Annotated in this window: 12 protein-coding genes and 1 riboswitch; of the genes, 8 read left to right on the forward strand and 4 right to left on the reverse strand. The window is 54.4% G+C overall.

What is annotated here, in order from left to right; genetic code table 11:
* Positions 1–62 precede the first annotated feature (62 nt).
* Genes ELY25_RS15165 through ELY25_RS15185 form a run of 5 tightly spaced genes read left to right on the forward strand, consistent with a single transcriptional unit; the run spans position 63 to position 4,804 of the window.
* Entirely contained in the window at positions 63–920 is an 858-nt protein-coding gene (locus ELY25_RS15165; RefSeq protein ID WP_126952106.1) for a formate dehydrogenase accessory sulfurtransferase FdhD, read from the forward strand.
* A complete protein-coding gene (mobA, locus tag ELY25_RS15170) occupies positions 917–1,522 on the forward strand; it encodes a molybdenum cofactor guanylyltransferase MobA (protein ID WP_126952107.1) in 606 nt (201 codons plus the stop codon). The genes ELY25_RS15165 and mobA overlap by 4 nt, the downstream gene beginning before the upstream one ends.
* On the forward strand, positions 1,519–2,766 hold the full coding sequence (gene moeA / locus ELY25_RS15175; RefSeq protein ID WP_126952108.1) for a molybdopterin molybdotransferase MoeA: 1,248 nt from the start codon (positions 1,519–1,521) through the stop codon (positions 2,764–2,766). The genes mobA and moeA overlap by 4 nt, the downstream gene beginning before the upstream one ends.
* The gene (gene moaA / locus ELY25_RS15180; protein ID WP_126952109.1) at positions 2,763–3,755 is read left to right on the forward strand and encodes a GTP 3',8-cyclase MoaA; all 993 of its coding nucleotides are present in this window, start codon (positions 2,763–2,765) and stop codon (positions 3,753–3,755) included. Before moeA ends, moaA begins: the two co-directional genes overlap by 4 nt.
* A 2-nt stretch (positions 3,756–3,757) precedes the next feature.
* On the forward strand, positions 3,758–4,804 hold the full coding sequence (locus ELY25_RS15185) for a CobW family GTP-binding protein (RefSeq protein WP_126952110.1): 1,047 nt from the start codon (positions 3,758–3,760) through the stop codon (positions 4,802–4,804).
* Here the strand turns inward: ELY25_RS15185 and ELY25_RS15190 are convergent.
* Positions 4,785–7,718: a bifunctional diguanylate cyclase/phosphodiesterase gene (locus ELY25_RS15190; RefSeq protein WP_236995750.1), complete on the reverse strand. Its 2,934-nt coding sequence runs from the start codon at positions 7,716–7,718 to the stop codon at positions 4,785–4,787. The two genes, ELY25_RS15185 and ELY25_RS15190, sit on opposite strands and share 20 nt — an antisense overlap.
* 781 nt (positions 7,719–8,499) lie before the next feature.
* On the opposite strand from ELY25_RS15190, the gene ELY25_RS15195 reads away from it, so the two are divergent.
* Entirely contained in the window at positions 8,500–9,348 is an 849-nt protein-coding gene (locus ELY25_RS15195) for an ABC transporter substrate-binding protein (protein ID WP_126952112.1), read from the forward strand.
* A 67-nt stretch (positions 9,349–9,415) separates the two neighbouring features.
* On the opposite strand, the gene ELY25_RS15200 is transcribed toward ELY25_RS15195, so the two are convergent.
* Complete coding sequence (locus ELY25_RS15200) at positions 9,416–10,054, reverse strand: peroxidase-related enzyme (RefSeq protein WP_236995762.1); 639 nt, start codon at positions 10,052–10,054, stop codon at positions 9,416–9,418.
* Positions 10,055–10,233: 179 nt separating this feature from the next.
* Here ELY25_RS15200 and ELY25_RS15205 point away from each other — a divergent pair, with 179 nt between their 5' ends.
* Both ELY25_RS15205 and ELY25_RS15210 read left to right on the forward strand, forming a co-directional pair.
* Entirely contained in the window at positions 10,234–10,707 is a 474-nt protein-coding gene (locus ELY25_RS15205) for a YbaK/EbsC family protein (RefSeq protein WP_126952113.1), read from the forward strand.
* A 105-nt stretch (positions 10,708–10,812) separates the two neighbouring features.
* Positions 10,813–10,978, forward strand: a riboswitch (FMN riboswitch).
* Between the two features lie 109 nt (positions 10,979–11,087).
* Positions 11,088–11,585 carry a 6,7-dimethyl-8-ribityllumazine synthase gene (locus ELY25_RS15210; protein WP_126952114.1) on the forward strand — a complete coding sequence of 166 codons (498 nt, stop codon included), beginning with the start codon at positions 11,088–11,090 and terminating at the stop codon, positions 11,583–11,585.
* Positions 11,586–11,638: 53 nt separating this feature from the next.
* On the opposite strand, the gene ELY25_RS15215 is transcribed toward ELY25_RS15210, so the two are convergent.
* On the reverse strand, positions 11,639–12,094 hold the full coding sequence (locus ELY25_RS15215) for a rhodanese-like domain-containing protein (protein WP_126952115.1): 456 nt from the start codon (positions 12,092–12,094) through the stop codon (positions 11,639–11,641).
* Entirely contained in the window at positions 12,091–12,552 is a 462-nt protein-coding gene (locus ELY25_RS15220) for a GNAT family N-acetyltransferase (RefSeq protein ID WP_126952116.1), read from the reverse strand. The genes ELY25_RS15215 and ELY25_RS15220 overlap by 4 nt, the downstream gene beginning before the upstream one ends.
* Positions 12,553–12,592: the final 40 nt, after the last annotated feature.

Below are 12,592 nucleotides of genomic sequence, written 5' to 3' on the forward strand. Positions count from 1 at the left end.
GTGTGTTTTACTCAACTATTCTTATTCATAGGCTCTTGACCTGGGATCAGCGAGGATTGCGGATGACCGCCCTTCAGTTAAGCCGTGCCCGCTTACCGGCCACTACCACTATTGATGTCATGGATGCCTATGGCGACATGCGCCAGCAGGCCATTGCCGCCGAGCGGGCGCTGACGGTTTACCTTAACAAGCGTGAAATTGTCACCCTCATGACACTGGGTGACGACCCGGAGGCGCTGGTGGTCGGCTATTTGCGTAACCAGGGCCTGCTCCATTCGGTGGATGACTTAATTGCCGTCCAGGTAGATTGGGAGGTTGAGGCCGCAGCGGTCGTGACTCGTCGCCTGCCTGCCGATCTGGAAGCCCGCTTGGGCCACCGGACCGTCACCACCGGATGCGGCCAGGGCACGGTCTTTGGCAATCTGCTCGCGCAGACCGCACTGACAACCCTGCCCGCCACAATGCTGACGCAATCCGATCTGTATCAGCTACTCCTTCATTTAAATGCTTACAATGATACGTATCGAAGCGCGGGGGCCGTGCATGGCTGTGCGCTCTGCCGCCAGACAGACGTGCTCGATTTTGTTGAGGATGTAGGGCGCCACAATGCCGTGGATACACTGGCTGGGCGCCAGTGGCTTCAGCAGACGGCAAGCAGCGATGCAGATATTTTCTATACGACTGGACGCCTTACTTCTGAAATGGTGCTAAAAGTGGCGCAAATGGGCATCAGCGTTCTGGTTTCGCGCTCGGGTGTGACGCAAAAAGGCGTCGAGCTTGCCGAGCGCTTCGGCGTCATGCTGATCGCCCGAGCCAAAGGCAAGCAATTCCAGGCCATCAATGCTGGCGCCCGCTTGGCGCTGGACAGCCCTCCACCCCGGCCGCCAACGGTCAGAACCTCCAAGGAAGCAGGCGTATGATTCCCGCTCAGTCAATTACCGGCCTAGTGCTAGCTGGCGGCGAGGGTCGCCGCATGGGCGGGCGTGACAAAGGGCTTGAACCCTTTGCCGGGCTGCCGCTGGTGGCTCATGTCATGCAGCGCTTTGAGGGCCAAGTGAGCGAACTTCTGATTAACGCCAACCGCAATCTGGATGGCTACGCCCTGCTGGGTGCGCGCGTGATCAGTGATGCCGAAGGGGGCTTCAAAGGCCCTCTGATGGGTATTTATAGCGGCCTGCGTGCGGCAAGCACGCCTTGGCTGCTGGTCGCCCCCTGCGACTCTCCAGCGCTGCCCCGGGATCTGGTGGCACGTATGGTGACGGGTATCGGCGAGCACGATATTGGCGTTGCCTATGACGGCGAGCGCCTTCACCCCGTAGTGGCCCTGCTGCGCACGACGCTTGCCGATGACCTGGCAGCCGCCTTGGCCGAGGGCGAGCGCAAGATCGACCGCTGGTATGCGCGCCACTCTTGGTGCCGGGTTGATATGTCCGACTGCCCGGAGGCCTTTGCTAATCTGAATACCGAAGAAGAGAAACATCACCTTGAACTATCGCTTGCGGCTACCAAGGAGACGCCATGACGCTTTCCTGTTTTGAGCTGGGTGAGACCATGCTCAGCGTCAGCGAAGCCATGACCGCCCTGATGACCCTGGCGACGCGCACCACGGGCTGCGAAAACGTGCCGCTGGAAAACGCCTACGGCCGGCGCCTGGCGGTGGATATCACCGCGCCGATCAACGTGCCCCAGCAGACCAACGCGGCCATGGACGGCGTGGCCCTGGCCTGGCCGGATACTCAGGACACCCGCTGGCCGGTGGTAGGTGACGCCTTCGCCGGCCAGGCGTTCTCGGGGCCGGTTCCCGCCGGGCAGTGCGTGCGGATTACCACCGGTGCCCCGCTACCCGAGGGGACCGACACCATCGTCATGCGCGAGCAGCTCGACGAGCAGCCTGATCACGTCACGATCAACGCGCCGGATCGGATAAAGCGCGGCCAGCATATCCGCCAGGCGGGGGAAGATATTCGCGCGGGCAGCGTGGCGCTTGCCGCCGGCAACCGGCTGGACGCGGCCAGCATGGGGCTGGTGGCGTCGCTGGGCTACGCAGAGGTCAGCGTTAGCGTCCGCCCCAGGGTGGCGATCTTCTCCACCGGCAACGAAGTGACCGCCCCCGGCGCGGTATTGCCGCCCAGCGCCATTTACGACACCAATCGCTTTACCCTGACTGGCCTTCTGACCGAGCAGGGCGCCGAGGTGATCGATATCGGCATTCTACCCGACGACCCGGACGCCATTCAGCAAGCGCTTGAAGACGCCGCTCAAAAAAGCGACCTGGTGATCACCAGCGGCGGTGTCTCCGTCGGCCAGGCAGATTTTACCCGTCAGGCGCTTCAAGCGATGGGGCAGCTGGCGTTCTGGCGCGTAGCCCTGCGCCCCGGCCGACCCATGGCTTGCGGTCTGATCGGCGAGCAGCAGACGCCCTTCGTCGGCCTGCCCGGCAATCCTGTCGCGGTCATGGTAACCTTCAGCCAGTTTGTGGTGCCGCTTTTACGTTGTATTGAAGGGCAGAAGCCTGCATTGCCCGCCCGCCTGAAGGCAATTGCCGAGACTCCCTTGAAAAGCCGCCTGCAGCGTACCGATTTTCTACGTGGCGTGTATCGCTGTGATGAGCATGGCGTGCTTCACGTGCGCGCAACCGGCGCCCAGGGTTCCGGGATTTTAACCTCGATGGTGGCTGCCAACTGCCTAATTGAGCTAGGCGATGAACAGCAAGACGCTCAACCCGGCGAGGCGGTCTGCATCCAACCACTAGCGAGATGGCCATGACCGAACAGCTAATTGATGACTTTGGCCGGCGCGTAAACTACGTCCGCATCTCGGTGACCGACCGCTGCGACTTTCGTTGCGTGTACTGCATGAGTGAGGAGATGACATTTCTGCCTCGCGCGCAGGTACTCACCCTGGAAGAGATCGGCCAGATTGCCCGCGCCTTTACGGAAATGGGCGTCGAGAAAATTCGTCTCACCGGGGGCGAGCCGCTGGTGCGCGGCGGTATTGAACAGCTGGTCGATGAGATCGGCGCCTTGCCGGGGTTAAACGACTTCACCATGACCACCAACGGGGCAAGCCTTCGCAAGCACGCGAAGCGGCTTTACGCTGGCGGCTTGCGGCGGCTCAACATCAGCCTGGATTCGCTCGACCCGGCACGCTTCAAGCAGCTTACCCGTACCGGTGACTTGGCCAAAGTGATCGATGGCATCCACGCCGCTAAGGAAGCCGGCTTCAAGCGCATCAAGCTCAACGCGGTGATCCTCAAGGGCCGCAACGATGATGAAGTGCTGGGCTTGGTAGAGTTTGCTCGCGATGAAGGGCTGGATATCAGTTTTATCGAAGAGATGCCGCTTGGCGATGTATCTGACCACTCCAGGGCAGAAACCTTTTACTCGAGCGATGACGTGCAGGCATTGATCGAAAAGCGCTACGCGCTGATGCCGACCACGGAGACTACCCCCGGTCCGTCACGCTATTTCCGCATGGCCGACAGCGAAAGTCGGGTAGGTTTCATATCGCCCCACAGCCACAATTTCTGCGATACCTGCAATCGCGTACGCGTTACCGTGGAGGGCCGTTTGCTTCTCTGCCTGGGTAACGAGCACTCGGTGGATCTACGCGCCGTGCTGCGCCGCTACCCCGGCGACATGCAGCGACTCAAGCAAGCAATCGTCAATGCGCTACCGCTTAAGCCCGAGCGACATCATTTCACTACCGACGGTGATATTCAGGTAGTGCGTTTCATGAACATGACAGGGGGTTAAGCGTGCAAGCCTTGGCAAAAGTGCCGGTTCATATCATTACCGGCTTTCTGGGTAGCGGTAAAACCACGCTTATCCACAGCCTGATCAAGCAGAAGCCGGTGGATGAAAAGTGGGCCGTGCTGGTCAATGAGTTTGGCCAGATCGGTATTGACCAGGCCATGTTCGATCAGCGTGACGATGTCGTGGTCAAGGGCCTGCCCGGTGGCTGCCTGTGTTGTCAGCTTGCGTTTGTGCTGCAGGCAGCGCTTGTGAACCTGCTCGCGCGCAGCAAGCCTGATCGCGTGATTATTGAACCCTCAGGGCTGGGCCACCCGGCGGGGCTTCTCGACCTGTTACGCGGCGAAGCCTTTCGCGATGTGGTCGATGTCCGCGATATTATTGCCACGCTGGACCCACGCCGTCTTGACGATGAGCGCGCACGGACCCATGAAACGTTTCAGGATCAGTTGGCCATTGCAGACGCCGTTGCACTGACCATGCTTGATCAGTCAACGCCCGAGCAACAGCAGGCGGCTCAACAGTTTGCCCAAACGCTATGGCCGCCACGCAAATGGATTGAACCGGTGGCTAACGGCGAACTGGCCCTTGAACGCCTGATTGCCGGCGGTCATAGCCACGCCCGTGACCTGAGCATGCCCGACGCTCATCAAGCTCTAAGCGCACTTCCCAGCCTTAACGGCGGCTTTTTCGATTTTCCGCCGGTAATAGGCACTCCACAGCAGGAAACCGGCACTTCGCTTGGTTACGTAAGCCTGGGGCTACGCTGGCATCCTGACGAGCGCTTTGACCTGGATAGCCTGGCGCATTATCTGGGTGAGCTGCCAGGCGATGCGCGTATTAAAGGTATCTTTCATACCTCCAGTGGCTGGCAACGGCTCAACCGTGCCGACGGGGCGCTGAATATCGAAAGCAGCGCTTGGCGGCAGGATTCGCGCCTGGAAGTCATTATTCCAAGCACACTGGCAGCTAACGTCCCGGATACACCTGCGCTGGCTAAGCAGCTTGGCAATGCAGCGCTGCTCAGAACCGCTAATGCTGAGTTGCAGTAAGCTGCTCTTCAAGCTCATCAACGGGAACCGGGCGGCCCGACAGATCCCCTTGATACGCGCGGCAACCGTGTTCCAAGAGCCACGCTTTTTGGGCCTGCGTCTCTACTCCTTCGGCGATCACATCCAGGCCAAGACTTTCGGCCAGCACAATAGTGCTCTCGACAATGGCCGCATTCGCGCTGCTGGTCAGTACCCGCTGCACAAAGGATTGGTCAATTTTGAGCTGATCCAGTGGCAGCTGTGTCAGATACATCAGCGAAGAGTACCCGGTCCCAAAGTCATCCAACGAAAAACGTACGCCCAACGCTTTCAGTTTAAGCATCTTATCGCGTGCGTTATCTCGCGCTTCGACAAAAAGTGACTCTGTCACTTCAAGCTTCAGGCGCTGCAGGGGTGCCTGTGTACGCTCGAAGATCGCCTTAATGCGTGCCACGAAATCTGCATCTTGAAATTGCAGCGGGCTGAGATTGACCGATACGGTCAGGTGACAAAATTCTGGTGACTGCTCCCAGCGGGTCAGCTGATAGCAAGCCTTTTCCAGCACCCATTCTCCTACTTCGCTGATAAGACCGGTACTTTCGAGTAGAGGGATAAACTCCCCAGGCGATACCAGCCCACGCTCGGGGTGCTGCCAACGCAATAGCGCTTCCACCCCCGTGACTTTGCCGTCTACATCCACTTGTGGCTGGTAGTACAACTGCCATTGTTTAAGCGCCAACGCCTGGCGTAATTCGCGCTCTAAATGTATCGACGTTAACAGGGCTGCCTGTATGGCAGGATCAAAAAAGCAGAGCGTGTCCCGCCCTTTCACCTTGGCTTGAGAAAGCGCCATGTCGGCTTGCTGCAGATACCCTTCCTGATCAATATTTGAATCGCTTAGCAGCGTAATCCCGATACTGGCACTGATGTTGATTGAATGGTTTATCAGCGCGCTGGTACGTCGTATAACGGCCATCAGCTTGTGAGCGATACGTTCAGCCAATTGAGCGGCTTTTACCGGGTCAGCATTAAGCGAGGGTACCAGTACCGCAAACTCATCCCCGCCCAAGCAGGCTAGCGTATCGCTTTCCCTTAGCTGCTGAGTAAGCTGGTTCGCGACGCCTTTCAGCAGACGATCACCGATCGGGTGGCCATAGACATCATTGATCTGCTTGAAATGGTCAATATCGATAAACAGCAGCGCGCCGTAACTGCGATAGCGTATAACCTCCTTGAGTGCTACTTCCAGGCGATCCATAAACAAGCGGCGGTTAGCCAACCCCGTCACGGAGTCATAAAACGCTAATTGATGGATCTCCTGTTCGGCCGATTTCCGTTCGCTGATATCAATGACGGTGGCCACATAGTGGGTTAACTGATTATCGGCATTGGTAATCGAGCTAACTGCCACCCACCCCGGAAACGCTTCGCCATTTTTTCGCTGATTCCATACCTCGCCCTCCCACCGACCATGCTTCTTTACGCTGCGCCATACACGGCGATAGAAATCAGTCCCTTGGTGCTCTGAGCTGAAAATGTGCGGATCATGGCCAATGACTTCCGCCTGCGTATAGCCTGTAATTAGGGTAAACATGGGGTTGGCCTTGAGAATAAGGCCATGGGCATCGGTGATGATAATACCCAAATGTGCTTGAAAGGCCGCGGCGGCAATGCTCAATTCCACTTCGCTCTGCTTGGCTTCGGTAATATCCCGCGCAACCAGCAGCGTTCCCGAAAAATTGCCGTCGGTATTTTCAAGGGGGCTGACAACCGCCTGGAAAAACAGCTCTCCGCGACGCACTTTAAGCGGATATTCAATAGTGACGACTTGCCGATACCACCTTACTTGTTCAAAAACATCATCAAAGCGCTTAACCAATGCGCCGGGAAAAACCTCTGCATAGTGCTTGCCTACCAGACTATCTTCGCCTTCCTGCGTCATTTCCTTGTGCAGTACATGCATATAGGTAATCTGATTTTGTGTATTAAAAACAAAAATCAGATCCTGTATGGAGTGAATAAGCGCCTGAAGATAGGCCTCGCCTGCCTGGGCTTGGGCGCGCGCCTGCTCACGCTCGTCAAGGCGTTGTTGCAATAACAACTCTAGCTTCAAACGATTGACGTAATGGCGTACTCCCCAGCCGCCCAACAAGACAATAACGATTAACATCCCCAACAAAATGGCGGCTCGCTGACGCCATTCTGCCAGCAATTGCTCCATCTCCATGCCCGCCACGACCCATATCGGGTAATTATCAACTCGTTGAAGCCAAAAAAGCCGCTCGTGATGGTCCAGAGATAGTCCCCTCACGTTTGACCATGAGCTCTGGCCATTATTCAGAATGCCCTGCGTAATAGGGCCACCCAGTTGGGTGCCTGTTTGCGTGCGTTCATCCAGTTGCGGGGTTCGGGCAATCAGCCTGAGCGTTGGATCAATCAGAGCAATACTTTCACCACTTTGAAACTGCATCTGGCTAATCGTATCGACAAATATTTGTGGCGCCACGCGCGCCAGCGCAACGCCTATAAAATTGCCCTGCTGATCGTTCAAACGTAGTGCATGGTGCAGATAATACGCCTGATCCTCGCTGGACCAGTAAAGCGGGGTTACTATTTCCTGCTGCTGGTTACTGCTAAGTGCTGTAAAAAAAGCTGTATTGCTTAGATCTCTGCCCCTATAGCGGTTACTACCACTGCTGGCCAGAACACGGCCCTGACTATCCAACAAGCCAATCTCCTGGATCAACGGTGCATAGTGATGGCGATTTTCCAGTTCCACCGCCATGGATATTGCCGCCTCATCGTCAGGCATACCTTGAATATCAATAAGCTCAGAAATACTTAAAAGCGCCTGACTGCTTTGTGAGAAAACGCTTTTTGTCCATTCACCGATAGTATTTGCCCGTGCTGCACTATGAGATTTAGCAGAACTCATTTCCTGATGATATTGCTCATGGAGAAACCAGCCGAAGAGACTACAAAGCATTAGAGAAGCGATAATATAGAGAAAGTAAACGTTACGTTGCTGGCGACGAAAGGAAGCATACACACGCCTGTCATTCTCTTTATCCTTATTATACTTAACCAATACATTGGCAGCGGGCATAGTGCATTGACCTTAACTAAAAATAAAAGAAACCAGTTAAACCGGTGTAATGCTTTTCTGAGCAACACCTGTCTTAGCGACTTTAACAATCTGGCGAGTAAGATAACGACCGTCTTTTTTTGTTCCGTAAATTATAACTATCAGACTGAGCTGCTTATTTTATTATTCCAAAGCAGAATTAATAACAGAATGGTTAAAAAATATATCCTATTCATAATCTTAATCTCCATAACAAATATTTACAATATGATACGAAGTTATATAAATAATATTTCATAACTAGCTTTATAAGATTCATTTTAAATACTATTCAAATAAAACTTATTAGACGAACTAAAAACTTCATTCCACGAGATTATGAAAAGATAGTCCCACAACATATCATCTAATATAAAATAACTACATCAAGCAGCTTGTTAAGATGAGCCTCCTAGTTTAGATACGTAGGCCTATCTTTAGAAATCTCTTTAAAGAACCAACTCGTAAGTCACATGTGGCATAGCATTTTTCGCAACACTCTGTTCCACATACACTTAGTGACAATAGATTTATTCCCTGAGAACATGAGAAAAAGTCTCATATACAAATATTTCTCATGAATGGAGTCGCTATGAAAATCAAGGTATTGGCCACCTCTCTACTGTTATCTGTTGCAAGTGCTGCCGCCTATGGCGAAGATCGCGTTGCCACTTTTGATCTCGGTAGCCTGGACACCTTGGACGAGCTGGGATTAAGCGAACAGGTAGTGGGCGTTCCTCAGCAGAACCTTCCCGATTACCTTTCCCAGTATGAAGATGAGCGCTATACCGACATCGGTGGCTTACGTTCGCCTGATATCGAAGCGCTCAACAATAGCAAGCCCCACCTGATTTTCTTCACCGGCCGCCAAGGTGAGTGGCAACAAGATATGGAAGTGATCGCCCCTCTACTAAATACCAGTGTTCAAGGTGACGATTACCTGACGGCGTTTGACGATAATGTTCGCCAGATCGCCAGCCGCCTGCACGCCGAAGCGCGTGCCGAAGAAGCGCTTGAAGAACTGCATGCTCACATTGAAGAACAGCGTCAGGCCCTGGCCAACGCGCCGCGTGTACTGGTCGCAACCCATAATCAGGGTGGCCTGACGCTAAATACGCATCCAGTAGTACATGATGTACTGGGCCTCGAAACTCTCGATATGCCTGACAGCGTTACCAGTGAAACGCGTGGCAGCCGCACGTTTACACCGCTATCCTCGGAAGCTATCGCCGAGATTAAGCCCGACGTGATACTGATTGTTGATCGTAGCGCGGCGATTGGCGATGAGCCTGCGGATATGGAAGCCCTGGAACACACATTAGCAGATGCAGGCGCCTCAGATGTACGCCTGGTCAGCCTGACCCCAGCGCTTTGGTACCTCTCAGGTGGCGGACTGCAAAGCTTGAAAATGCAAATCGATGAGGTTGTCGAAGCTCTGTAAGCCTACGCAACTTATGAGTGACCAAGCCCCTGGATTGTTTTTAGCAGCCAGGGGTTTGCAATTAATATCATCGTCCCAGCGTATAGAACTCATCGTTTGCCCGCATATTGGTGACATTGGCCAAGCGGTTGGACATACCGAAAAAAGCCGTAATCGATGCTATATCCCACATATCCTCTTCGCTGAAGCCATGCGCTGCCAGGGTAGCAAAATCCTCCTCTCCTATCGCATAGGCCTGTTGGGTTACCTTCAAGGCGAAATCCAGCATTGCCTTTTGCCGCGATGAAATATCCGCTTTGCGGTAGTTAAGTGACACCTGATCCGCCACCAACGGATTTTTAGCGCGAATACGCAAAATAGCCCCATGCGCAATCACACAGTACTGGCACTGGTTGGCGGCGCTGGTCGCCACGACAATCATTTCCCGCTCGGCAAGTGTCAGGTTGCCCGGTTTCTCCATCAACGCATCGTGATACGCGAAAAAAGCTCGGAACTCATCAGGACGGTGTGCCAGGGTAAGAAATACGTTGGGAATAAACCCGGCTTTTTCATGTACTGCTTCAATGCGTTCGCGAATATCAACGGGCGACTCACCCAAGGGAGGAATGGGAAAGCGGCTGATCGGCTGACTCAGCTGACTCAGCTGACTGCTTTCGTGCTGTCCTTTATTTAGCTCACTCATTTCTTTATTCGGCCCATTCATCAGGGCCGCCTCATTGTTGTTATCGGGGTAGCTACATGATTAACACTAGAGTGGAAGCTCAAAAGACACAATACAACATGAGAGCGTAACGTAACGCCCACTTCCCCCCCTCATGCTCGTCTGGATTGGCTGACTTGGAGAAAGCACGTTAATCTGAAACGACACCGTTAAAGGAGCCATCTATGAGTTTACTGACCGCTCGCAGTTTTCTGGCAGAGTACGCCCCTGATCTTAAGATTATCGAGCTGGAAGACAACGCCACGTCTGTGCAGCAAGCCGCCGATATTCACGGCGTCGAACCCGGCCAGATAGCCAGGTCGCTGGTGTACAAGATCGGTGAGAACCCCTTGATGATTGTAGTTAGTGGCGACGCCCAGATTGATAACACCAGGTTTAAGGATGTTTTTGGCGGCGAGGCGACGCTGCTTGATGATGAAACGGTGATGGAGCTTACCAGCCACCCGGCTGGCGGCGTCTGCCCGTTTGGGTTAACCGCCGACCTGCCGGTGTACTGCGATAAATCGCTTCAGCATTTTGATGAAGTGTTGCCCGCCGCCGGCTCACCTGACAGCGCTGTTCGCGTATGCCCTTCGCGGCTGGCCGAGCTGGTCAAGGCTGAATGGGTAGACGTGTGCTCACCTGCTGATGCGTCTTAGATCAGCTTTACGTTTCGGCATTCAGGGGCTACAGACCCCTGGCTGAGTTTTTACAATCAGCGTAAGATAGACAGACTGATATCCAGCCATAGCGCAGATACAGCAACATGTTCTCAGGGCGGGGTGAAAGTCCCCACCGGCGGTGATGGTACCTTTCGCTTACGAAAGCGGCCTAAGCCCGCGAGCGCTCAAGGGGTTTATCTTCTTGAGGTCAGCAGATTCGGTGAGAAACCGAAGCCGACGGTGATAGTCCGGATGAAAGAGAACGGCATCGACTCAACGGCGTCATTCCGCGGCGAAAGCCTTTGGAGGCGTACGTTTTGCCTATTGGCGGATGCCGAATGCCCTGATTCTGGTACCACTTATCCAAGAGAATGACCATGAATCAGACCTTTCCTTTAACACTCTCCTCGCACACCACGTCTCAGCGCATCGCGTTTATTCAGGGCCATTGGCACAACGATATCGTCGGGCAAGCCTATCAAGCGTTTATTGAGGAAGTGGAGCGCAATGGCTTAAACGCTGATCAAGTGGATACGTTTACCGTATCAGGCGCCTATGAAATTCCGCTGCAAGCTAAAGTGCTGGCCGAGAGCGGCCGCTATGGCGCGATTGTAGGAGCCGGCTTTGTGGTAGATGGCGGCATCTATCGCCACGATTTCGTCGCCCACGCGGTAATCGACGGCATGATGCGCGTTCAACTCGATACCCAGGTGCCGGTCATTTCGGTGGTACTCACACCGCACCACTTCCATGAGCACAGCACTCATCACGACTTCTACTTCCAGCACTTCCTGGCCAAAGGCAAAGAAGCCGCCCAGGCATGTCTGAATACCATGGAAAACCTGCACCGTGCGCGTAAGCTAAGCGACGCTTAAGCATAGCCCGGGCTCGGCAAACGCCGGGCCCGTCAGGCTTTCTAAAGCTTGTACTAACAGCCGCAATCGTTGAGAGGCGTTTTCAAAAACTTACCCTGTAATTCGCCTGTCTGCACCGGATGCCCATCACGGCGCCAAAAATCCAAACCGCCTAGCAGCTCCTTCACTATTAGCCCTGCGCTGGCAAGCTTCCACGCGCCTTTTGTTGATCCATTACAGCCGATACCATCGCAGTACGTTACATAGACACGTGATCTATCAAGCCTTGCCAATCGCTCGGGTGTCATTTCTCGATGCGGCAGACTTACTGCCCCGGGAATATGTCCGGCGCGGTAGTGCTCAAGGCTGCGCGTATCAATCACGACAATGGCGTCGATGCCGTTGGCCAGATCTTCAGCCACATCCCAGGCATCGGTATAGTGGCAAAGCTTGGCATACATTGTTTGGGCCATGCTGGCAGGCGTAGCGGGAGGAAATGCTAATACAGAAGACACCGGTTGTTCGGTCATACGCGCTCCTGGTTCACATCCAGCAGGTAGCTATAAAACGCGGTATTACGCTGCCAGCCAAGTGATTCGTACAAGCGCTGCGCGCGCTCATTCTCTACCTGGGTCATCAGTACCAGCCGTGTAACGCCATGCTCGCGAGCAAGCATTGCGGCAGCTTCCATTAACGCCCGCCCCACTCCTTGGCCACGGCCTTCCGGCGATACGTAAAGATCGTTCAGCGTCCACCGCGCATTGAGCCCGACCGTGGATAAACCGGGGTAGAGCTGTATGAAACCATTAACACACCCCTGCGCGTCTTCGCTGACCAGAATAAATGAATCTCCCAACCCGAAACGCTGGCTCAGAAAGTGTCGGGCGGCGTCCAGGTCGCTTTCCTGCTGATAAAATTGACGATAGTCATCCAGCAGTACGCTAAGCGCATCTAAGTCATCCAGCACGGCAGCTCGAACATTATGCATGGTGGCACTCCTTGAAAAAGATGTTGGTATAGGCAGTCTC

It is taken from the genome of Vreelandella populi (genome assembly GCF_003989825.1).
Classification (GTDB): domain Bacteria; phylum Pseudomonadota; class Gammaproteobacteria; order Pseudomonadales; family Halomonadaceae; genus Vreelandella; species Vreelandella populi.